19 protein-coding genes are annotated in these 21,633 nt (G+C 58.0%); 4 read left to right on the forward strand and 15 right to left on the reverse strand.

The window, feature by feature from the left end:
* Positions 1–14 precede the first annotated feature (14 nt).
* From glgA to asd, 5 genes are all read right to left on the reverse strand, one after another.
* Positions 15–1,448 (reverse strand): glycogen synthase GlgA, encoded by a 1,434-nt coding sequence (gene glgA / locus LOC22_RS09115; protein ID WP_063624175.1) that lies wholly within the window; start codon positions 1,446–1,448, stop codon positions 15–17.
* Positions 1,448–2,743: a glucose-1-phosphate adenylyltransferase gene (glgC, locus tag LOC22_RS09120; protein WP_017384139.1), complete on the reverse strand. Its 1,296-nt coding sequence runs from the start codon at positions 2,741–2,743 to the stop codon at positions 1,448–1,450. Before glgC ends, glgA begins: the two co-directional genes overlap by 1 nt.
* 17 nt (positions 2,744–2,760) lie before the next feature.
* Positions 2,761–4,734, reverse strand: a complete 1,974-nt coding sequence (glgX, locus tag LOC22_RS09125) for a glycogen debranching protein GlgX (RefSeq protein ID WP_032669039.1) — start codon at positions 4,732–4,734, stop codon at positions 2,761–2,763.
* Entirely contained in the window at positions 4,731–6,917 is a 2,187-nt protein-coding gene (gene glgB / locus LOC22_RS09130) for a 1,4-alpha-glucan branching enzyme (RefSeq protein ID WP_023304556.1), read from the reverse strand. The genes glgX and glgB overlap by 4 nt, the downstream gene beginning before the upstream one ends.
* A gap of 239 nt (positions 6,918–7,156) precedes the next feature.
* Entirely contained in the window at positions 7,157–8,260 is a 1,104-nt protein-coding gene (asd, locus tag LOC22_RS09135) for an aspartate-semialdehyde dehydrogenase (protein WP_230239494.1), read from the reverse strand.
* A 178-nt stretch (positions 8,261–8,438) separates the two neighbouring features.
* Here asd and yhgN point away from each other — a divergent pair, with 178 nt between their 5' ends.
* Positions 8,439–9,032, forward strand: coding sequence for an NAAT family transporter YhgN (gene yhgN, locus LOC22_RS09140; protein ID WP_003861574.1), 594 nt, complete (start codon positions 8,439–8,441; stop codon positions 9,030–9,032).
* Positions 9,033–9,397: 365 nt separating this feature from the next.
* On the forward strand, positions 9,398–9,844 hold the full coding sequence (locus tag LOC22_RS09145; RefSeq protein WP_032655370.1) for a hypothetical protein: 447 nt from the start codon (positions 9,398–9,400) through the stop codon (positions 9,842–9,844).
* A gap of 153 nt (positions 9,845–9,997) precedes the next feature.
* Here the strand turns inward: LOC22_RS09145 and gntU are convergent, their stop codons facing one another.
* The 5 genes from gntU to LOC22_RS09170 form a co-directional block, all read right to left on the reverse strand.
* Positions 9,998–11,338 carry a gluconate transporter gene (gene gntU, locus LOC22_RS09150; protein ID WP_003861572.1) on the reverse strand — a complete coding sequence of 447 codons (1,341 nt, stop codon included), beginning with the start codon at positions 11,336–11,338 and terminating at the stop codon, positions 9,998–10,000.
* Positions 11,339–11,341: 3 nt separating this feature from the next.
* Entirely contained in the window at positions 11,342–11,869 is a 528-nt protein-coding gene (gntK, locus tag LOC22_RS09155; protein ID WP_003861569.1) for a gluconokinase, read from the reverse strand.
* 126 nt (positions 11,870–11,995) lie between these two features.
* On the reverse strand, positions 11,996–12,991 hold the full coding sequence (gene gntR / locus LOC22_RS09160; protein ID WP_003861567.1) for a gluconate operon transcriptional repressor GntR: 996 nt from the start codon (positions 12,989–12,991) through the stop codon (positions 11,996–11,998).
* A 91-nt stretch (positions 12,992–13,082) separates the two neighbouring features.
* On the reverse strand, positions 13,083–13,778 hold the full coding sequence (locus LOC22_RS09165) for a pirin family protein (RefSeq protein WP_003861565.1): 696 nt from the start codon (positions 13,776–13,778) through the stop codon (positions 13,083–13,085).
* Between the two features lie 123 nt (positions 13,779–13,901).
* Complete coding sequence (locus tag LOC22_RS09170) at positions 13,902–14,939, reverse strand: oxidoreductase (protein WP_230239495.1); 1,038 nt, start codon at positions 14,937–14,939, stop codon at positions 13,902–13,904.
* Between the two features lie 309 nt (positions 14,940–15,248).
* On the opposite strand from LOC22_RS09170, the gene yhhY reads away from it, so the two are divergent.
* On the forward strand, positions 15,249–15,737 hold the full coding sequence (gene yhhY, locus LOC22_RS09175) for an N-acetyltransferase (protein ID WP_023304560.1): 489 nt from the start codon (positions 15,249–15,251) through the stop codon (positions 15,735–15,737).
* Between the two features lie 87 nt (positions 15,738–15,824).
* Here the strand turns inward: yhhY and ggt are convergent, their stop codons facing one another.
* On the reverse strand, positions 15,825–17,570 hold the full coding sequence (ggt, locus tag LOC22_RS09180) for a gamma-glutamyltransferase (protein ID WP_072134592.1): 1,746 nt from the start codon (positions 17,568–17,570) through the stop codon (positions 15,825–15,827).
* Positions 17,571–17,692: 122 nt separating this feature from the next.
* Between ggt and LOC22_RS09185 the strand changes: the two genes are divergently transcribed.
* Positions 17,693–18,064, forward strand: a complete 372-nt coding sequence (locus LOC22_RS09185; RefSeq protein WP_230239496.1) for a DUF2756 family protein — start codon at positions 17,693–17,695, stop codon at positions 18,062–18,064.
* Here LOC22_RS09185 and ugpQ read toward each other — a convergent pair.
* From ugpQ to ugpA, 4 genes are read right to left on the reverse strand one after another with little or no spacing between them, the layout of a single operon-like run.
* Positions 18,054–18,794, reverse strand: a complete 741-nt coding sequence (ugpQ, locus tag LOC22_RS09190) for a glycerophosphodiester phosphodiesterase (RefSeq protein WP_017384130.1) — start codon at positions 18,792–18,794, stop codon at positions 18,054–18,056. The genes LOC22_RS09185 and ugpQ overlap by 11 nt on opposite strands.
* A complete protein-coding gene (locus LOC22_RS09195; protein WP_015571467.1) occupies positions 18,791–19,861 on the reverse strand; it encodes a sn-glycerol-3-phosphate import ATP-binding protein UgpC in 1,071 nt (356 codons plus the stop codon). Before LOC22_RS09195 ends, ugpQ begins: the two co-directional genes overlap by 4 nt.
* Before the next feature lies 1 nt (position 19,862).
* Positions 19,863–20,708, reverse strand: a complete 846-nt coding sequence (ugpE, locus tag LOC22_RS09200) for a sn-glycerol-3-phosphate ABC transporter permease UgpE (RefSeq protein WP_015571468.1) — start codon at positions 20,706–20,708, stop codon at positions 19,863–19,865.
* The gene (gene ugpA / locus LOC22_RS09205) at positions 20,705–21,592 is read right to left on the reverse strand and encodes a sn-glycerol-3-phosphate ABC transporter permease UgpA (RefSeq protein WP_229227647.1); all 888 of its coding nucleotides are present in this window, start codon (positions 21,590–21,592) and stop codon (positions 20,705–20,707) included. Before ugpA ends, ugpE begins: the two co-directional genes overlap by 4 nt.
* Positions 21,593–21,633: the final 41 nt, after the last annotated feature.

The raw sequence follows: 21,633 nt of genomic DNA on the forward strand, positions 1-21,633 counted from the left end.
GTAACTTCGCCTCGTTACATCAAGCGTTGATAAAGGTCGCGGTAGGACTGCGCCGCAACGTGCCAGCCAAAGTCCATGGACATCGCCTGACGTTGTACGTAACGCCACAGGGATGGACGGGACCACAAGACGAAAGCACGCCGGATCGCCCGAAGCAGCGACCAGGCATTACTGTCCTCGAAAACAAACCCGCTGGCGATACCGTCCGCCAGGTTTTCGAGGGAGCTGTCAGACACCGTATCCGCCAGCCCGCCCGTGCGGCGTACCAGCGGCAACGTGCCGTATTTCAGACCATAGAGCTGCGTCAGGCCGCAGGGCTCGAAGCGGCTCGGCACCAGAATCACGTCCGCGCCGCCCATGATGCGGTGCGAGAACGCTTCGTGATAGCCAATCTGCACGCCCACCTGCCCCGGATGTTCCGCCGCGGCCGCAAGGAAACCTTCCTGCAATACCGGGTCGCCCGCGCCGAGCAGCGCCAGCTGGCCGCCCTGCTCCAGTAATCCCGGCAGCGCTTCCAGCACCAGATCCAGCCCTTTCTGGCTGGTCAGGCGGCTGACCACCGCAAACAGCGGCACCTTGTCGTTGACCTTCAGCCCCATCGCAATCTGTAGCTGGCGCTTGTTCTCCGCTTTGTCCTCCACGGAGTCGCGACCATAGCGCGCCGCCAGCAGGAGGTCCGTTTCCGGATTCCAGATCTGTTCATCCACGCCGTTCAGAATGCCCGACAGGCGACCTTCACGGTGGCGCTGTTGCAGCAGCCCTTCCATACCGTAACCGAACTCCGGCTGGGTAATTTCCCGCGCGTAGGTTGGGCTGACCGCCGTGATGTGGTCGGCGTAGTACAGACCCGCCTTCAGGAACGAAATCTGTCCGTTAAACTCCAGTCCGTGCATGTTAAAGAACGACCATGGCAGATCGATGTCATTCATATGATGCGCGTAATACATGCCCTGATACGCCAGGTTGTGCACCGTAAACACCGATTTGGCCGGGTGCCCCTTCGCCACCAGATACGCAGGAGCCAGCCCCGCATGCCAGTCATGCGCGTGCACCACGTTCGGACGCCAGAACGGATCCAGTCCGACAGCCATTTCCGCCCCCACCCAGCCGAGCAGGGCAAAGCGCATCACGTTATCGGTATAGGCGTACAGGTTGGTATCGTGATACGGGCTGCCGGGTCGATCGTATAAATGCGGGGCATCAATCAGGTAAATCCCTACGCCATTGTAATGTCCAAACAGCAGGGTGATACGTCCCGCGAAGGTCTCGCGACGGGTAACAACCTTTGCATCGGGAATACCGCGCCGGATATCCGGAAAAGCGGGCAACAACACGCGGGTATCCACCCCTCCGGCGATTTGCGCCGCTGGTAATGCACCAAGAACATCCGCCAGGCCGCCCGTTTTTAACAACGGGAACATCTCAGAACATACGTGTAAAACCTGCATCATCGCTCCTGTTTGATTTGCAGCTTCCGCAACATTTCCCGTGTTACTAACACGATCCCCTCTTCCGAACGGTAGAAACGACGCGCATCTTCTTCCGCGTTTTCCCCAATCACCATCCCTTCGGGAATGATGCAGGCACGATCGATAACGCAGCGACGCAGACGACATGAGCGTCCTACCCAGACATCCGGCAGCAGAACTGCCGAATCGATATTACAGAATGAGTTTATACGCACGCGCGGGAACAGCACGGACTGCACCACCACCGAACCGGAGATAATGCAACCGCCAGAGACCAGCGAGTTGAGCGTCATGCCGTGGCTGCCGGAGCGATCCTGAACGAACTTCGCCGGCGGCAACGATTCCATATGCGTGCGAATCGGCCAGTTCTGGTCGTACATATCCAGCTCAGGCGTGACGGACGCCAGATCGAGGTTGGCTTTCCAGTACGCTTCCAGCGTTCCCACATCGCGCCAGTAAGGCTCCGCATTCGGATCGGACTGCACGCAGGACAGCGGGAAGGGATGTGCATACGCCATGCCAGCTTTGGTGATTTTCGGGATGATGTCTTTACCGAAGTCGTGGCTGGAGTTTTCGTCTTTGTCGTCCTCTTCCAGCAGTTCATAAAGATAATCGGCATCAAAGACATAGATCCCCATGCTGGCGAGCGATTTGGTGTCGTCGCCCGGCATGGTTGGCGGGTTCGCCGGTTTTTCGACAAAGTCGATAATCTTGTCATCGCCATCTACATGCATCACGCCAAACGCGGTTGCTTCCGCAACAGGCACTGGCAGACACGCCACGGTGCAGCGCGCCCCTTTTTCGACGTGGTCGATCAGCATGTGGGAGTAATCTTGCTTGTAGATGTGGTCCCCGGCGAGGATGACGATGTATTCCGCGCTGTAGCGACGAATGATGTCGAGGTTCTGGGTCACGGCATCCGCCGTGCCGCGGTACCAGTTCTCCCCGTGAACGCGCTGCTGCGCCGGGAGCAGATCGACAAATTCGTTCATCTCTTCGCTGAAGAATGACCAGCCGCGCTGAATGTGCTGCACCAGCGTGTGCGACTGATACTGGGTAATGACGCCAATACGGCGAATGCCTGAGTTCAGGCAGTTGGAAAGTGCAAAATCGATAATACGGAACTTACCACCAAAGTGAACGGCCGGTTTGGCGCGCTTGATGGTCAAATCTTTCAGACGGGTACCACGCCCGCCCGCGAGTATCAGGGCAACTGTTTTTAATGGTAGCTGGCGCGCCAACATTAACGGATCGTTCTTCTCTAATCTAACCATGACTAACTCCTTTTTTATCATCTTTGGAATACGCACACTCCGTGCGCAGGCCCGTGCCAGACAGCCATAACAACCGGATTATCCGCTCCGGCAAAGGGAGGAATGGCTCGCCATTCCCCGTCAGGTAAAACAATCTCTGCGACGTCATCCGTCGCGTTCAGCGTCACCAGCCACGCATCCGAAAGCAGGATTTGCAGACAGGGTATGCCGTGTTGCCACTCTTGCGCGCTTAACGGTTGCGCGTCTTTATTCAGCCAGCGAACGTTTCCGTCGCCCTCTTCCCACCAGCGGTCGGCGGTGAGCGCGGGGATGCGCTGGCGAAGATGGATCAGCGCCGCGGTGAAATGGGTCAGCCCGCTGTTCGCTTCTCCCCAGTCGAGCCAGGTCAGGGTGTTGTCCTGGCAATAGGCGTTGTTGTTGCCGTGCTGGCTGTGGCCGTGCTCATCGCCCGCCAGCAGCATCGGCGTGCCCTGCGACAACAAAAGCGTCGTCAGCAGCGCATGAACGCTGGCGCGTCGCCGCTCGATCACATCCAGACTTCCGCCTAACCCTTCTATACCATGGTTGAAGCTATGGTTATTGTTAGTCCCATCGCGATTCTCCTCGCCGTTTGCCTCATTGTGTTTCTGATTGAAACAAACGCAGTCGCGCAGCGTAAAACCGTCGTGTGCCGTCAGCAGGTTAATGGTGGCCGACGGACGTTTGCCGTCACGCTTGAAGAGATCGCTGGAGCCGGCAAAGCGACCGGCAAACTCCCCCAGCGACAGATCGCGCGTCAGCCAGAAGCGGCGGATGGCATCGCGGAAGTGGTCGTTCCACTCGGCAAACAGCGGCGGGAAATTCCCCACCTGATAACCGCCCTCTCCGATGTCCCAGGGCTCCGCGATCAGCTTAACCTTTGAGAGCACCGGGCAGTTTTTGATGGCCTCAAACAGCGGCGCCTGCTGGCTGAACGCCGGGGTGCGCCCCATCACCGGCGCCAGGTCGAAGCGAAAACCGTCCACGTGGAACGTCTCAACCCAGTATTTCAGGCACTCGTACGCGTAATGCATAACGGCCGGATGACTGAGGTTGAGGGTGTTACCGCACCCGGTCCAGTTCTCGTAATCGCCGTCGTCCCTGATCCAATAATAGCTACGGTTATCGATTCCGCGCTGTGAGAGCGTCGGGCCGTCAAGATCGCTTTCCGCACTGTGGTTCAGCACCACGTCCAGAATGACCTCGATACCCGCCGCGTGAAGCGCCTTCACCGCATCGCGAAACTCATCCCGTGCCTTCTCCGGCTGCACCGCGTAGCGCGGGTCGAGGGCGAACATCGCCAGCGGGTTGTAGCCCCAGTAGTTGCTTAACCCAAGACGCTGTAGCCGCGGCTCGCTGGCGAAATGCGCCACGGGCAACAGCTCCAGCGCGGTGATCCCTAAGTGCTTCAGGTACGCGACCATCGTCGGATGCCCAAGCGCTTTGTAGGTGCCGCGCATCTCTTTAGGGATTGACGGGTGCAGATATGTCAGCCCTTTAACGTGGGCTTCATAAATAACGGTGTTGCCCCACGGCGTGCGCGGCGGGGCATCGTCTTCCCAGTCGTAGAGATCGTGCACCACCACGCTTTTGGGCGCGACGGGCGAGCTGTCGCGGTGGTCAGGTTCGCCGTAGCCAACGTGGAACAGCGAGTCATCTTTAAACTCACCGTCCACGCGGTGCGCGCACGGGTCAATCAGCAGCTTCGCCGGGTTAAACCAGTGCCCCTGAGAGGGCTCCCAGGGGCCGTGTACGCGAAAACCGTAGTGCATCCCCGGCCGTCCTCCGGCCAGGTAGCCATGCCAGGTATCCCCTGTGCGCGCCGGTAAATCGTAACGGTGCTCGTTACCTTCCCCGTCAAACACACAGAGTTCCACCCGCTCCGCATGGGCGGAAAAGAGCGTGAAGTTCACCCCCTTTCCGTCAAAACTCGCCCCGAGCGGTTCGGGTTTACCTGCCGTAAGCTGCGTCATTCACCCTCCCGCACCAGCCAGATTGTGCCAAGCGGCGGCAGCGTCAGGCTCAGGGAGTTCGGACGGCCGTGGCTTTCAATGGCATCGCTCTGCACCAGGCCACCGTTACCCGCGTTGCTGCCGTGGTAGTGCATGGAGTCGGTATTGAGAATTTCGCGCCATTTGCCCGGCTGGTTAATGCCGAAGCGGTAGTGTTCGCGCGGCACCGGCGTGAAGTTGCTGGCGACAATGATCTCGTTACCCGCCTTGTCGCGGCGCACAAAGACAAACACCGAGCGCTCGTGGTCGTCCACCACCAGCCACTCAAAGCCGTACGGATCGAAGTCCAGCTCGTGCAGCGCTTTGTGGTGGCGATAAGTCAGGTTCAGGTCACGGACCAGACGCTGTACGCCGTGGTGCCAGTTGTCCGCACCTTCCAGCAGATGCCAGTCAAGGCTGCTATCGTGGTTCCATTCGCGGCCCTGAGCGAACTCGTTGCCCATAAACAGCAGCTTTTTACCCGGGAAAGCAAACAGCCAGCCGTAGTAAGCGCGCAGGTTGGCAAACTTCTGCCATGGGTCGCCCGGCATGCGGTCGAGAATGGATTTCTTGCCGTGCACCACTTCATCGTGCGACAGCGGCAGCATGAAGTTTTCGGTGTAGTTATAGAGCAACCCGAAGGTGAGCTTATCGTGGTGATACTGACGATAAACCGGGTCGAGCTTCATGTAGTCGAGCGTGTCGTGCATCCAGCCGAGGTTCCATTTGTACCAGAAGCCCAGACCACCCATTGCCGGTGGACGGGAAACGCCCGGGAAGTCGGTGGACTCTTCCGCCATGGTCACGGCGCCTTCCACCTGCTCGCCGATAATGCGGTTGGTGTTGCGCAGAAACTCAATCGCTTCGAGGTTTTCACGGCCACCATACTCGTTCGGGATCCACTCCCCCTCTTTGCGGCTGTAGTCGCGGTAGATCATCGACGCCACCGCATCCACGCGCAGGGCATCAATGCCGAAGCGCTCGATCCAGTACAGCGCGTTCCCGACCAGGTAGTTCGATACTTCACGGCGACCGTAGTTGTAGATCAGCGTGTTCCAGTCCTGGTGATAGCCTTCGCGCGGGTCGCTGTGCTCGTACAGCTTTGTGCCGTCGAACTCTGCCAGCGCAAAATCATCCGACGGGAAGTGGCCCGGCACCCAGTCGAGGATCACGTTCAGCCCGGCGGCGTGCGCGGCATCGATGAAATAGCGGAAGTCATCGCGCGTGCCGAAGCGGCGCGTGGGCGCATACAGCCCGGTTGGCTGATAGCCCCAGCTGCCGTCAAAAGGGTGTTCGTTGATCGGCAGCAGTTCCAGATGGGTAAAGCCCATCCATTTGGCGTACGGCACCAGCTGGTCCGCCAGCTCGCGATAGCTCAGCCAGAAGTTGTTATCGGTGTGGCGACGCCACGAGCCGAGATGCACTTCATAGACGGAGATTGGCGCATCAAAGCGGTTGGCCTGCTTGCGCTCCTCACTCTGGACAACCTTCTCCGGCAGGCCGCAAATCAGCGAGGCGGTATTGGGGCGTAGCTCTGCCTCAAAGGCGTACGGGTCAGATTTAATGCGCAGCTTGCCGTTGGCATCGATCATCTCGAATTTGTAGAGCTGACCGTTGTGCGCGCCGGGGATAAACAGCTCCCAGATGCCGGTTTCCCGGCGCAGGCGCATGGGGTGACGACGACCGTCCCAGTAGTTGAACTGCCCGACGACGGAGACGCGCTGGGCGTTTGGCGCCCATACGGCAAAACGCGTGCCGGTGATACCGTCCATGGTATCTGCATGGGCACCCAGCGTTTCGTAGGGGCGTAAATGGGTCCCTTCGGACAGCAGCCAGGCGTCCATCTCTTTTAAGAGCGGGCCGAAGCTATAGGGATCGTCAATCAGGTTTTGCTGACCGTGCCAGATAACGGCAAGCTGATAACGAAAAGGATTTTTACGGCGGGGCATGACGCCCGAGAAGAAGCCACGCGAGTCGAGGCATTCCAGATTACCCACCTTGCGGCCGGTTTTGGGTTCGATAACCCACACTTCTGTTGCATCCGGTAACAGCGCCCGAACTTCCAGTCCGGCCTCTGTACGGTGCATCCCTAGCACAGAAAAGGGGTCGGCAAAGTGACCCGCAATAAGCGCATTAATCACGTCTCTCGAAATACGATCGGACATGGTGTTCATCCTGTTTTTTTATGTCGCCCTTTTTACGCGCTCCGGGACGACTTTTAATGTGACCTAAACGGTGCAGTTAATCCTCTCTGCTCCGCCCTACCCTCAGGTGAGAAATAAATCTTCCTTAAAGCATAGCCAACGTCGTGGGTCCTCCTGATAAAAAATAAGACATCTGCGTTTTACTCCATGTAGTACGCAAAAAAAGGGGGTGACAATCACCCCCCGTGTTTAACAAATTATTACGCCAGCTGGCGCAGCATACGGCGCAGCGGCTCGGCTGCACCCCACAGCAGCTGATCGCCAACGGTGAACGCGGAGAGGTACTCCGGCCCCATGTTCAGCTTGCGCAGACGACCAACCGGGGTGGTCAGCGTGCCGGTAACGGCTGCCGGGGTCAGTTCGCGCATGGTGATATCGCGATCGTTTGGCACCACTTTCGCCCACGGGTTGTGTGCGGCCAGCAGCTCTTCCACGGTCGGAATAGACACATCTTTTTTCAGTTTAATGGTAAAGGCCTGGCTGTGGCAGCGCAGCGCGCCGATACGCACGCACAGACCGTCAACCGGAATGGTGTTCGCGGTGCCGAGGATTTTGTTGGTCTCAGCCTGGCCCTTCCACTCTTCGCGGGTCTGGCCGTTATCCAGCTGTTTGTCGATCCACGGGATCAGGCCACCGGCCAGCGGTACGCCAAAGTTATCCACCGGCAGCTCGCCGCTGCGGGTGAGCTGAGTGACTTTACGCTCGATGTCGAGGATGGCGGACGCCGGGTCTGCCAGCTCGGCAGCGACGCTCTGGTGCAGCTGGCCCATCTGGGTCAGCAGCTCACGCATATGACGCGCGCCGCCGCCGGAGGCCGCCTGGTAGGTCGCCACGGAGACCCACTCCACCAGATCCTGTGCGAACAGGCCGCCGAGGGACATCAGCATCAGGCTGACGGTGCAGTTACCGCCAACAAAGGTTTTCACGCCGTAGTTCAGGCCGTCGGTGATGACGCCCTGGTTAACCGGATCAAGAATAATGATGGCATCGTCTTTCATGCGAAGCGAAGAGGCCGCATCAATCCAGTAGCCCTGCCAGCCGCTTTCACGCAGCTTCGGATAGATTTCGTTGGTATAATCGCCGCCCTGGCAGGTCACAATAATGTCGAGTGCCTTCAGCGCTTCCAGATCGTAAGCATCCTGCAACGTGCCTGTGGTACCCCCAAAGGACGGTGCAGCCTGGCCGAGCTGGGAAGTGGAGAAGAAGACCGGGCGGATGGCGTCGAAATCGCGCTCTTCAACCATGCGTTGCATGAGTACAGAGCCGACCATACCGCGCCAGCCGATAAAACCAACGTTTTTCATAGCATTTTTTTCCTGCAAGGGGTGTGTGCTGATTGTGCAAGCCAGTATTGAACTGGGATATGCTTCACATTACAAAATGCTGCCAAAGTCGCAAGCGAAATTAATCGATGATTGCCCGGCAATCAGAAAAAGTGCTAATCATCGCAATGACCACAATAAGTATCAGGGATAATTTAAGATGAGTGAAATCATTTCCGCAGCGGTTTTATTGATCCTGATTATGGATCCGCTCGGTAATCTGCCGATCTTCATGTCGGTGCTGAAGCATACCGAGCCGAAGCGCCGCCGGGCGATCATGATCCGCGAGCTGCTCATCGCCCTGCTGGTGATGTTTATCTTCCTGTTCGCCGGTGAAAAAATCCTCGCTTTCCTGAACTTACGCGCCGAAACGGTCTCCATTTCCGGCGGGATCATTTTGTTCCTGATTGCCATTAAGATGATTTTCCCGAGCGCGGAGGGCAGCAGCAGCGGTCTGCCTGCGGGTGAAGAGCCGTTTATCGTGCCGCTGGCGATCCCGCTGGTCGCCGGGCCAACGATTCTGGCGACGCTGATGCTGCTGTCGCATCAGTATCCAAATCAGATGAGCCATCTGGTGATTGCCCTGCTGATCGCCTGGGGCGGGACGTTTATTATCCTGTTGCAGTCGTCGCTGTTCCTGCGCCTGCTGGGTGAGAAAGGGGTAAACGCCCTGGAGCGCCTGATGGGGCTGATTCTGGTGATGATGGCAACGCAGATGTTCCTGGACGGGATCCGGGCGTGGATGAAAGGGTGAAGATGTAAAAAAGCCGGGTGGCGCTTGCGCTTACCCGGCCTACGGGACCTGATGCCTCTACCATCAAAAATATTCATTCGTTTTGCGAGCCGCCTTCCAGAGCCTCTCTTGCCACTCCGCCCCCAACGCAGTATCTTCTTGCCGCGCCTGCAAAATCAGGCGTCAGGGTTGGTCCCCTGTTATCCTCATCCGCGATGAATCTCTTTTTATCGCGCAGTCAGTTACACTTCAATGGTGGGCTGGACGGTGGCGCCGCAAGGCGCGCCGGTAGCTGATGAGGCCGGTAGGACCAACTCCGTTCAGTCCATCACCAGTGAGGTTGGTCCCTCCAAAGATGGTCAACTCAACTCATTAGAGGCTGTCTTATGACTACTCCCCCTAACTTTTCTCACACTTTATTTACTACCCCGTTCGATCACACTACCGATTTCACCGAACTGGCAGACAACTGCGAGCGATTCGTAGACGTGCTGGTTGAATGTGACGATTCAGCACAAAAGATGGCGCTATGCGGACGGCTTTCCGCCTGCCTCGCCCTGCTCCAGCCCACGCTGCTTGAACCTGTTCCGGAATATCTAAAAGCCAGCCTGACGGTGGATGACCTGCCGCTGGACGTGCCGGTCTTCGAGCCGGAAGTGGATCAGTTAGGACGGTATTGCCAGTTGCTAACGCAAATGCTGTTGGCTCGAACGCTCTCGGCGAGCGATGAAAGAGTCGCAGGAGATTTGTTGCAGGATTTAGTGGGGTTTTACAGTGATACGCTGAAAGCGCCGCGCTGGTTGCGCACAAAGGAAGGCATCGTGCCGCTGTAAAAAAGCCGGGTGGCGCTTACGCTTACCCGGCCTACGGGTCCTGAGGTTTTTGTAGGTCGGGTAAGGCGAAGCCGCCACCCGACAAAATACGCCCTCTGCGGCCTGATGCCCTCACCCCAGCCCTCTCCCACAGGGAGAGGGAGAAAACAGGGATTAGCTCAGCAGCGTAAACGCAATCATCCCGACAACCGCACCCGTCGTGCCGAGGATGGTTTCCATCAGCGTCCAGGTTTTCAGGGTTTGCGCTTCGGTTGCGCCGGTAAATTTACCGAACAGCCAGAAGCCCGCGTCGTTAACGTGAGAAACCACAATCGAGCCACCCGCGATACAGATAGAGAGCGCCGCCATCTGCGCACCGGAGTAGTTCAGCTGTTCAATCACCGGCATTACCAGACCCACGGCGGTTAAGCACGCTACGGTCGCGGAGCCCTGAATGATACGTACCGCCGCGGCCAGCACGAAACAGGTGACCGCAATCGGCAGCCCCATCCCGGTCAGCGCTTCGCCCAGCGCCGGACCAACGCCGGAATCCACCAGCACCTGCTTAAACACGCCGCCCGCCCCGATCACCAGCAGGATAATCCCCGCCGGTTGCAGCGCGGCACCACAGATCTCCATCACGCGGTCTTTCGGCATGCCCTGACGCATCGCCAGGCCGTAAATTGCTACCAGACACGCCACCAGGATCGCGGTGAACGGATGACCAATAAATTCGAACCATTCGTAAGCGGTTGACCCCACCGGCACAAAGCGCGCAGCGATGGTTTTCAGGCCCACCAGCACCAGCGGCAGCAGGATCAGCGACAGACTGAAGCCGAAGGATGGCATTTTGCCCTCGCCCAGGTGCGGCTCGGTGATGTCATCCGGAATGTGCAGCTCAACGTAGCGGCTGATGAAGTTGCCCCACAGCGGACCGGCGATAATCATCCCCGGAATTGCCGCGCACAGGCCAATCAGGATCATCCAGCCAAAGTCAGCATGCATCTGGGAGGCCAGCAGCATCGGCGCAGGCCCCGGCAGCAGGAACGCTGCCGCAGCCGCCACGCCCGCAAACAGCGGAATGACCAGCTTCACGAGGTTGGTACCAGTATGGCGCGCCATGGAGAACGCCACGCTAATCAGCAGCACCACCGCCACTTCAAAGAACAGCGGCAGCGCGCAAATCAGACCGGCCAGACCAATCGCGTAGTGCGCACGGCTGTGCCCGAAGGATTTCAGCATCTTGACCGCAATCTGATCGACCGCGCCCGTCTCGTGCAAAATCTTGCCAAACATCGCGCCCAGCGCCACCACAATGGCCAGGAAGCCGAGCGTGCCGCCCATCCCTTTTTCCATCGTCGCCGCGATTTTGTCGAGCGGCATGCCGGAAAAGAGACCGGCACCAATAGAAACCACCATCAAAGCCACGAAGGCGTGCATACGTGCCTTCATCACTAAAAACAGCAGCAGCAATACGGAACCCACTGCTGTCAAAACTAGCGTTAATGTACTCAAAACTTACTGCCTTTTATTAATAACCTCGATGGTGCTGGCAACAACACCTTCCAGCGGCTGATCGATATCAACCACTAAGACATCCTGTTCGTCAGCACCCGGCTCCTGCAACGCTTCGAACTGCGTGACCAGCATCTGGGTTTTGAAGAAGTGGCCTTTACGCGCCTTCAGGCGGCTTTCAATTACCCCGAAATCGCCTTTCAGGTAGATGAAAGAGAGGTTCGGGTTGCCATCGCGCAGCAGATCGCGATAGGTTTTTTTCAGCGCGGAACAGACGATCAGGGAGACTTTATTGGTGCGCTGCATCGCGAACGCGGCGTCATTCAGCGCCTGCAACCATGGTTTGCGGTCGTCGTCGTTCAGCGGCTCGCCGGAAGCCATTTTCATGATGTTGCTGCGCGGATGGAGGAAGTCACCATCAAGAAACGCAGCCTGGAGTTGATGCGCCACTTCGCTCGCCACGGCAGATTTACCGCTACCGGACACGCCCATCAGGACGTAAACGTGGTGATCGTGATTAGTCGTGCTCAAAGGGTGTCCCTCAGTCAATTGTTACGGGTAACAGTTATCGGTAACATTGTCCTGCCGGGGCATAAGAGAAGCAATATCCAAACGTGCGCGAAGTGAATAAGTGTGAGCTACTTCAAATTTGTCGGATTAAATAGATCCACCCGGTGACAAGGTGAAACCTAAATCTAACATTTTCGGGGTAACTGCCTCACCACGAATGCGCGCCAGCAGGCGCTCTGCGCCAATGCGGCCCATGCGTTCACGCGGGGTCAGGACGCTCGCCAGACGCGGCTCCATCACCTGGCCAATGTCGTGGCCGTGGAAGCCGGCAATCGCCATATCATCCGGGATTTTTAAACCCAGACGCTGGCACTCAAACGCGGCGCCGACCGCGAGGTCATCGTTGGTGCAGAAAATACCGTCCAGTTGCGGATACTCGCGTCGCGCCTGACGCATCAGCTCAATACCCGACGTGTAAGAAGAAGATTGCTCCACCATCACGCTGTACGGGGTCAAACCGGCGTCGAGCATCGCCTGCTCGTATCCCTTCTGTTTGATGATAGTACGTTCATCCAGACGCGCACCCAGATAGGCCACATGGCGATGACCGCGGGCGATGATCGCCGCCGTCATCTGACGCGCCGCTTCAAAGTTATCGAACCCCACGGCGATGTCGAGGCACGGCGACTGGCTGTCCATCAGTTCCACCACCGGAATGCCTGCCACTTCAATCATTTTCAGCGTGCGCGGGGTGTGAGTACGTTCCGTTAAAATCAGGCCGTCAATGTTCCAGGAAAGCATCGATTCAAGACGTTCCTCTTCCAGTTCCGGCTTGTACCCGTAGTGGGCGAGCATGGTCTGATAGCCAAACGCATCGGTGACGCTTTCAATGCCACGCAGCACTTCGGCGAATACCTGGTTGGTTAAGGAAGGAAGCAGGACGCCCACCGCACGGCTGGTTGCATTGGAGAGAATATCGGGCGCGCGGTTGGGGATATAACCCAGTTCATCAAGGGCGGCGGCAATCTTGCCACGCAACGCCACGGAAACCTGTTCCGGGTTACGTAAAAAACGGCTGACCGTCATTTTGGTCACACCGACGCGATCGGCGACATCCTGAAGTACGGGGCGTTTCTTTTTCATCGTCCTGAGAAATCTTGAAGTGAGAGATTTGCTCAGTTTATCACGGACAAAGCTCAACCTTCCCCGTTTAAAGGGAAGGTTGAGAAATTATTTAGACCGGCGGCAGGTCAAACAGCAGAATTTCACTTTCGCTGTCGGCATGCACGGAGAGCGCCTGCTCATCCCAGACTGCCAGGCCATCGGCGGTTGTCGCTTTGGTGCCGTTGATGGACACTTCACCTTTCACCACCTGGATCCACACGCGGCGGTTAGCGGCAATCTGGTGTACAGACTGTTCATCTTTCGCCAGCGCCCAGCGGTACAGCTCCATATCCTGATGCACTTTCAGAGAACCTTCACGCGCATCCGGGGACAGCACCAGCTGTTTGCCCTGTTTCGCGTCGAAGCGGCGCTGCTCGTAGCGTGGCGTGATGCCGGTCTCTTCTGGAATGATCCAGATTTGATACAGGTGCAGTTTTTCCGTTTTGCTCGGGTTGTACTCAGAGTGACGCACCCCGGTACCCGCGCTCATAATCTGGAACTCGCCCGCCGGAACCTGCTCTTTGTTGCCCATGCTGTCCTGGTGCTCAACCGCCCCTTCCAGCACATAGGTCAGGATTTCCATGTCTTTGTGCGGGTGGGTACCGAAGCCCTGGCCTGCATCAATCACGTCGTCGTTAATCACGCGCAGTGCGGAGAAGCCCATAAAGTTCGGGTCGTAGTAGTCGGCAAACGAGAATGAATGCCATGAGTCCAGCCAGCCATGATTCGCGTGACCACGTTCGTTTGCTTTGCGTAAGTAGATCATTGTTTTCACCCTCAGTTCGTTTCGATGGAGTAAGTGTGGACGCAAACGCCCTGGGATCATAGAGGGTGAAAATTGACTCCTCTGTTCAAAAATTTAGAACAAGCGCAGAGGAGCCGTTTTTGCTTATCTGGCGAGGGTTACCGTGGCAGGCGAGGCCTGCTCGAAGGCCCGTTCAAGGATTTCCAGGTTGGTCAGAACGTCAGATTCCTTGACATAATTCGGCGCGCCGGTGGCGAGGGTGTCATACAGCGCATCGTAGACGCGTCCATAGTCGCCGGTTTCCGGTTTCAGCTCTTCTTTGACCGTCACGCCCTCTTCGTTCACGTACTCCAGCACGCCCACGGAATCATCTGCCGCAAAGCCCGGTTCACCCGGCATGATATTGGCCTTCAGGCTGGTCTCCTGTTGGTCAATACCGTACTTGATAAAGGAGCCTTTCTTGCCGTGAACGATAAATTTCGGGTAGTCGATTTTCACCAGATGGCTGGTTTTTACGATGGCTTTCAGGTCGCCGTAGAACAGCTGCGCTTCAAAGGTATCGTCCGGGTTGGCCTTATTGCGCAGGCTGCGGATGTCATACGCCACGTGGTCCGGGCGGCCAAACAAGGAGATGATCTGGTCCATGGTGTGCACACCGAGACCGTAGAAAGATCCGTCCTGCGGCAGTCCGGGCTGGGTTTCCGCCACCGGGCGGTAGTAATCGAAGTGGCTTTCGATTTCCACGATCTCGCCGAGTTTGCCGCTTTCAATTGCCTTTTTTGCCGTCAGGAAGCAGCTGTCAAAGCGACGGTTCTGGTACGGCGTGACGGTCAGCCCTTTGCTTTTCGCCAGCGCGAACAGCTCCTTCGCTTCGGCGATGGTCGGGGTGAACGGCTTTTCCACCAGCACGTTTTTACCTGCTTCCAGCGCGCGTTTCGCGTAGTCAAAGTGGCTGTCGGCGTGGGTACAGACCACCACCAGCTTCACCTGCGGGTCGTTAAGCACCTCATCAAGATCGCTGGTGAAATGAATATGGGAATACTGCGGAGACTGCTCTTCCGGCTTCGCGCGGCGGCGGTAGATATGAGCCACGTGCCAGGTATCTTTACGGTTGAGAACATACGGAAGGTGGTAACGCGTGGTGCTTTTGCCAAATCCAATAAATGCGCAATGTAGTGTCATGGCTCAGTCCTTTTGGAAGGTTACTGAGTTTTACCATAGCGCATGTTTTGCCCTCACCCCAGCCCTCTCCCACGGGGAAAGGGAGAAAAAGGGCAAAAAAAAGCCAGCGAGAAGCTGGCTAAAGTAATACTGGAAGCAATGTGAGCAATGTCGTGCTTTCAGGTTCCCGTAGAGGTCTTCCTGAATGCAGAGCAATAATAATCATTCTCATTCGCACTTGTCCAACACTTTTTGCAAAAAATAGCGATTGACTCAACTTTTAAAGTCACTGATGTTGGAGGGGACTTTTAACTGACTGAGGAACAAGGAATGAGTGAGATAGTGATACGCCACGCTGAACCGAAAGATTACGACGCCATTCGTCAGATCCACGCCCAGCCGGAGGTGTACCACAACACGCTACAGGTTCCTCATCCTTCAATGGAAATGTGGCAAATGCGGCTAGGCGAGCAGCCGGGCATTAAACAGCTGGTTGCCTGCATTGATGATATCGTGGTCGGCCACCTCACCATTGATGTCGCCCAGCGACCACGCCGCAGCCACGTTGCAGATTTCGGTATCTGCGTTGGCGCGCAGTGGCATAACCGCGGCGTGGCCAGCGCACTGATTCGCACCATGATCGATATGTGCGACAACTGGCTGCGCGTCGACCGCATCGAGTTAACGGTGTTTGTGGATAACGAACCGGCAATCGAAGTGTACAAAAAGCACGGGTTTGAGATTGAAGGCACCGGCAGGCGCTACGCCCTGCGCAACGGCGAGTATGTGGATGCGTATTATATGGCGCGTATGAAGTAGTTTGTTGCCGGGTGGCGGCTTCGCCTTACCCGGCCTACGTTCGTGCCGTTGTAGGCCCGGTAAGCGCAGCGCCACCGGGCAAAAAAATCAATACCCCGCCGTTAAATCATCCACCGAACGCGGGTCCGATGCGCCAAATAGCGCCCCGTCCGGCCCGACCATAATGCTCTGGGTGCTGCCCATCGCCTCCTTCACCGCCACCTTCTGCCCGCGCTGCTCAAGCAGCTTGAGGGTGTCCGGGCTAAAGCCCTTCTCCACGCGCAGCTCGTCCGGTAGCCACTGGTGGTGGAAACGCGGCGCATTGGTCGCTTCGGCGACGTTCATCCCAAAGTCGATGCTGTTCACCACCATTTGCAGCACGGTTGTGATAATCCGGCTCCCTCCAGGGCTGCCGGTCACCAGCCAGGTTTTGCCGTCTTTCACCACGATGGTGGGCGACATGGACGACAGCGGGCGCTTCTTCGGCCCGACCGCATTCGCATCGCCGCCGACCAGGCCGTAGACGTTCGGCACGCCCGGTTTGGCAGAGAAGTCATCCATCTCGTTGTTCAGCAAAATGCCGCTGTTGCCCGCCACAATCCCGGTGCCGAAAGTGGTGTTAAGCGTGTAGGTCACCGCCACCGCGTTACCGTCTTTATCCACCACCGAGAAATGGGTGGTCTGGTTACTTTCATACGGCGCCAGCTTGCCGGGGCGGATCTCGCTCGACGGCTTCGCCTTGTTGATGTCGATCTCGTCGGCAATCGATTTGGCATAGGCTTTGTTGGTCAGCGCCTGCCACGGCACCTTCACGAAGTCCGGATCGCCAAGGTATTCCGAGCGGTCAGCGTAGGCGCGCTTCTCTGCCTCCGCCATCACCTGCATGGCATCGGCGCTACCGAAGCCGAACTTGTGCATATCGAAGTTTTCCAGAATATTGAGGATCTGCACGATGTGAATGCCCCCGGAGGACGGCGGCGGCATGGAGAAGACCTCGTAGCCGCGATAGGTGCCGCTGATCGGCTCGCGCTCCACCGCCTTATATTCCGCCAGATCCGCTTTGGTGATCAGCCCGCCGTTCTTCTGCATCTCATCGGCAATCTGATCGGCAATCGGCCCCTTATAGAAGGCGTCCGGACCGTTTTCGGCAATCAGTTCGAGACTTTTTGCGAGGTTCTTCTGCACCAGCTTATCGCCCTTTTTCAGCGGCTCGCCGTCTTTCCAGAAGATAGCCTTGCTGTTCTCATGATTGGGAATAACTTCGCTGCCGTAGGTTTTGAGATCGTCCGCCAGCGCGTCGTTGACGACGAAGCCGTCGCGCGCCAGCTTGATGGCAGGCTGCACCACTTTATTCAGCGGCAGCGTGCCGTATTTTTCCAGCGCCAGCGAGAAGCCCGCAACGGTGCCCGGCGTGCCGGAGGCAAGGTGCGAGGTCAGAGATTTTTTACTGTCCGGATTGCCCTGATCGTCGAGGAACATATCGCGGGAGGCCTGGTTCGGCGCCATCTCACGGAAGTCGATGGCCGTGGTTTTACCGTCTTTGGTGCGCAGCATCATAAACCCGCCGCCGCCCAGGTTCCCCGCCTGTGGATGCGTCACCGCCAGCGCATATCCCACCGCGACCGCCGCATCCACCGCGTTACCGCCCTGTTTAAGAATATCGACGCCCACCTGCGTTGCCAGCGCGTCAACCGAGGCCACCATGCCGTGCGTCGCCCGCACGGGGTGAAAAACATCCTCCTCCACGCCGTAAGAGACCGGAGGAGCGGCGGGCGGGTTGGCCGCCACGGTAAATGTGCCGCCTGCCATCAGCGCAGCGATGGCGACCCAGCGCAAAAAGGTTGGTTTCATCATTATTGTTCTCCAGGTGAAGGGGCCCATATTCCCCGCTTAAGCCTGGTTCACAACTCTTAAAAAATCATCGTTATGCCGGAATCAGGGTAAACTTAAGAGAAGCCTCAAAGGAGGAGATAACCATGAAACGATTACTGATCCTGACCGCGCTGCTTCCGTTCGCCGCGCTCGCACAGCCAATCAACACCCTGAACAACCCGAACCAGCCGGGCTACGTCATTCCGAGCCAGCAGCGTATGCAGACGGAGATGATGAGCCAGCAACAGCAGCAGAAAGGGATGCTCAATCAGCAGTTAAAAACGCAGACCCAGGTGCAGCAGCAGCTCCTGCAAAACCAGATGAATACCAACACCCAGCGCGTGCAGCAGGGCCAGATGCGGGAGCAACCGCTGCCAAACTCAAACGGTGGGATGTTAGGGGGCGGGGTGTCGCAAAGCAGCGGTCAGCAGCACATGCTGCCGACCCAGCAGAACGGCAGTATGCTTAATAAATAAAGTTCGGCCCAATCTGGTCAATCGCATCGGTACAGATGCTGTCCACGCCCCAGCGCAGCAGCTCGGCTGCACGCTGGGGTTTATTGACGGTATACACCAGGATATGCAGACCGGCCTCCTTCAACAGCGTCACGCGCGCTTCATCCAGCAGCTTATGGTTGAGGTGGATCGACACGCAGCCTAAGCCGGTCGTCAGCGCGCGCCAGTCTTCTCTCCACTCATCCAGCAGCAGCCCGCGCGGCAACTCCGGTACGGCAGCCTGTGCGGCTTCCAGCGCGTCGATGTCAAACGACGACAACAGCGGCGGGGTCATCCCTTCCCACAGCTCGCGCGCGGCGAGGGCAATCACTTTACCCGTCAGCGGCCCGGTGCCGGTGGTCGGTTTGATTTCGATGTTGGCCATCATGCCGTGTTGACGACAGCGGTCCGCCACTTCCGCCAGCAGCGGCAGCGGTTCGCCTTTAAATTCGCCGCTGTACCAGCTTCCGGCGTCCACCTTCAGCAGGTCACGCCACGGCAGTTCACCTGCCACGCCCCAGCCGTTGCTGGTGCGTTCGAGATTGTCGTCGTGCAGCAGGAAAATTTCGCCGTCCTTCGACAGCTTGGCGTCGAATTCGATCATCGTGTGGCCGTAGCGCGCGCCAACGTCAATTGCCGCCAGGGTGTTTTCCGGCGCCAGCTTACCGCCGCCCCGGTGGGCGACGATGTGGGGGTAAGGCCAGTTGCTCATACTCGTTGTCCTGTTTCACCGTCAAATAAGTGCAGGTGATTTTCCGGCATATGCAGCCACAGCGTGCTGCCTGCCTTCGGGCGCTCCTGATGCGGCAGGCGCACCACCAGCTTTTGCTCGCCCCAGCGCCCGTGCGCCAGGTTGTCTGCGCCCAGCATCTCCAGCGTATCCATCACCAGCGGCACGCCGCCGTCCGCCTGAGACGTCAAACCAATATGCTCCGGACGGATACCGAGCGTCATCTTACGCCCGGCGTAGCCACGATAGTACCAGTTGATCGGCAACGCCATCCCGCTTTCCAGCTCGAAGTGGGTTCCCGCCGTATTGATCCGCCCGTCCAGTAGGTTCATCGCCGGGCTGCCGATAAAGCTCGCCACAAAACGGCTGGCCGGTTTTTCGTAGACCTCCACCGGGGTGCCAATCTGCTCGGCGATGCCTTTGTTCATCACCATCACGCGCTGGGCGAGGGTCATGGCTTCAACCTGATCGTGAGTCACATAGAGGGACGTGGTTTTCAGGCGGCGATGCAGCTGCTGTAGCTCAAGGCGCATCTGCACGCGCAGTTTGGCGTCGAGGTTTGACAGCGGTTCGTCGAACAGGAATACCGCCGGGTCGCGCACGATGGCGCGCCCCATCGCCACGCGCTGACGCTGGCCGCCGGAGAGCTCGCGCGGGCGGCGCTTAAGCAGGCCGTCAAGTTCCAGAATGCGCGCGGCTTCTTTTACGCGCTCGTCGATATGACCTTTGCCCATACCGCGAATTTTCAGCCCCCAGGCCATGTTCTCTTCCACGCTCATGTGCGGATAGAGGGCATAGTTCTGGAACACCATCGCGATGCCGCGATCTTTGGGCTCCATCTCGGTGACGCGCTGGCGGTCAATCCAGATATCCCCGGACGTTACGCGCTCCAGCCCGGCCACCATACGCAGCAGGGTGGATTTTCCGCAGCCGGACGGGCCGACCATCACGATAAATTCCCCGTCCGCCACGTCGAGCGTGAGCGGCTGAATGACCTGGGTTTTACCGTCCCAGCTTTTGGTAACTGCCTGTAATTTTAAACCTGCCATCTTATTTCTCGCTATCGACCAGGCCGCGGACAAACGCGCGCTGCATGGCTAAAACAATGACTACGGGTGGGATAAGGGTGAGCAGCATCGCCGCCATCACCTGGTTCCAGAGGGTGGTGCCTTCGCCGGTGGCGATCATGCCTTTAATGCCTGCCACGGCGGTGCCGAGGTTGACGTCCTGAACGATCAGCAACGGCCACAGGTACTGGTTCCAGCCGTAGATAAAGGTGATCACAAACAGCGCCGCGAGGTTGGTTTTCGACAGCGGCAGCACGATGTCGCGGAAGAAGCGCATCGGCGAGGCCCCGTCGATGCGCGCGGCTTCAATCAGCTCATCCGGCAGGGTCATAAAGAACTGGCGGAACAGGAAGGTGGCGGTCGCCGAGGCCATCAGCGGCAGGGTTAAGCCCGCGTAGCTGTCGAGCATCTTCAGGTTGGCGATCACCTCCACCGTCGGGAAGATACGCACCTCTACCGGCAGCATCAGGGTGATGAAAATCATCCAGAAAAACAGGTTACGCAGCGGAAAGCGGAACCAGACGATGGCAAACGCTGAGAGCATCGACACCGTAATTTTGCCGACGGTGATGCCAAACGCCATGATGAAGCTGTTGAGCATCATCAGCCAGAACGGCGCGCTGTTGGCGCCCACGCCCTGGGTCCAGATAGTTTTCATGTTCTCGAAAAGATGCCCGCCTGGGATCAGCGTCATCGGCGTGTCGAACACCGCTTTGGTGTCCAGCGTGGCGGCGACGAAGGCCACGTACAGTGGGAACAGGATGACGATAATCCCTAAAATCAGCATGGTATGGCTGAAAATCGTCAGCCCGCGACGGTTCTCAATCATTGGTAGCGCACCTTACTTTCGACATAGCGGAACTGCACCACCGTGAGGATGATGACGAGGAACATCAGCACCACCGACTGCGCGGCAGAAGCGGAGAGATCCAACCCCGCAAAGCCTTCGCGGTAGATCTTGTAGATCAGCGTCGTTGTCGCCTGCACCGGACCGCCTGCGGTCGCCGCGTCGATCACGGGGAAGGTATCGAAGAAGGCGTACACGAGGTTAACCACCAGCAGGAAGAAACTCACCGGGGCGATCAGCGGCAGCGACAGGCGGAAGAAGCGGCGCACCGGCCCTGCGCCGTCGATGGCGGCGGCCTCCACCAGCGAACGCGGGATAGACTGTAGCGCGGCAAAGAAAAACAGGAAGTTATAGCTGATCTGCTTCCACACCGAGGCGAACACCACCAGGAACATCGCCTGACCGCTGTTCTGGGCGTGGTTCCAGTCGTAGCCAAATTCGCCCAGGAAGTGGGTAATCAGCCCGCGCCCTGGGTTAAACAGGAAGATCCACAGCACGGCGGCCACGGCGGGAGCCACGGCGTAGGGCAGCAGCATCAGCGTTTGATAAATACGGCTGCCGCGCACCACGTAATCCACCAGCGCGGCGAAAAACAGCGAGGCTAAAAGGCCGCTGACGGTCACCAGGGCGCTGAATTTGATCGTCGTCCAGAAGGAGTCCAGGTAGTAGCTGTCGTGGAACAGCGCGGTAAAGTTGTCCAGCCCGACAAACTGGCTGGAAAGCCCGAACGGATCGACGCTTTGTACCGAGTACCACAGCGCTTCGCCCGCAGGCCAGATAAAGAAGATAACGGTGATGACCAGCTGCGGCGCGACCAACAGGTACGGCAGCCAGCGGGAACGGAACACCGGACGGGATGATGACATTGAGATTAGGTTCCTGAACAGTGCCGGGTGGCGGCTACGCC

This window comes from Enterobacter sp. AN-K1, assembly GCF_020971765.1.
Taxonomy (GTDB): domain Bacteria; phylum Pseudomonadota; class Gammaproteobacteria; order Enterobacterales; family Enterobacteriaceae; genus Enterobacter; species Enterobacter hormaechei_C.

Bases quoted from the DNA above. Each gene is read 5' to 3' on its own strand.
- yhgN (WP_003861574.1), top strand. From the start codon at position 8,439: ATGAGTGAAATCATTTCCGCAGCGGTTTTATTGATCCTGATTATGGAT.
- yhhY (WP_023304560.1), top strand. From the start codon at position 15,249: ATGAGTGAGATAGTGATACGCCACGCTGAACCGAAAGATTACGACGCC.
- glgX (WP_032669039.1), bottom strand. From the start codon at position 4,734: ATGACGCAGCTTACGGCAGGTAAACCCGAACCGCTCGGGGCGAGTTTT.
- LOC22_RS09170 (WP_230239495.1), bottom strand. From the start codon at position 14,939: ATGACACTACATTGCGCATTTATTGGATTTGGCAAAAGCACCACGCGT.
- LOC22_RS09195 (WP_015571467.1), bottom strand. From the start codon at position 19,861: ATGGCAGGTTTAAAATTACAGGCAGTTACCAAAAGCTGGGACGGTAAA.
- ugpE (WP_015571468.1), bottom strand. From the start codon at position 20,708: ATGATTGAGAACCGTCGCGGGCTGACGATTTTCAGCCATACCATGCTG.
- ggt (WP_072134592.1), bottom strand. From the start codon at position 17,570: ATGATGAAACCAACCTTTTTGCGCTGGGTCGCCATCGCTGCGCTGATG.
- LOC22_RS09165 (WP_003861565.1), bottom strand. From the start codon at position 13,778: ATGATCTACTTACGCAAAGCAAACGAACGTGGTCACGCGAATCATGGC.
- glgA (WP_063624175.1), bottom strand. From the start codon at position 1,448: ATGCAGGTTTTACACGTATGTTCTGAGATGTTCCCGTTGTTAAAAACG.
- ugpA (WP_229227647.1), bottom strand. From the start codon at position 21,592: ATGTCATCATCCCGTCCGGTGTTCCGTTCCCGCTGGCTGCCGTACCTG.
- glgC (WP_017384139.1), bottom strand. From the start codon at position 2,743: ATGGTTAGATTAGAGAAGAACGATCCGTTAATGTTGGCGCGCCAGCTA.
- glgB (WP_023304556.1), bottom strand. From the start codon at position 6,917: ATGTCCGATCGTATTTCGAGAGACGTGATTAATGCGCTTATTGCGGGT.
- LOC22_RS09145 (WP_032655370.1), top strand. From the start codon at position 9,398: ATGACTACTCCCCCTAACTTTTCTCACACTTTATTTACTACCCCGTTC.
- ugpQ (WP_017384130.1), bottom strand. From the start codon at position 18,794: ATGAGCAACTGGCCTTACCCCCACATCGTCGCCCACCGGGGCGGCGGT.
- asd (WP_230239494.1), bottom strand. From the start codon at position 8,260: ATGAAAAACGTTGGTTTTATCGGCTGGCGCGGTATGGTCGGCTCTGTA.
- gntR (WP_003861567.1), bottom strand. From the start codon at position 12,991: ATGAAAAAGAAACGCCCCGTACTTCAGGATGTCGCCGATCGCGTCGGT.
- LOC22_RS09185 (WP_230239496.1), top strand. From the start codon at position 17,693: ATGAAACGATTACTGATCCTGACCGCGCTGCTTCCGTTCGCCGCGCTC.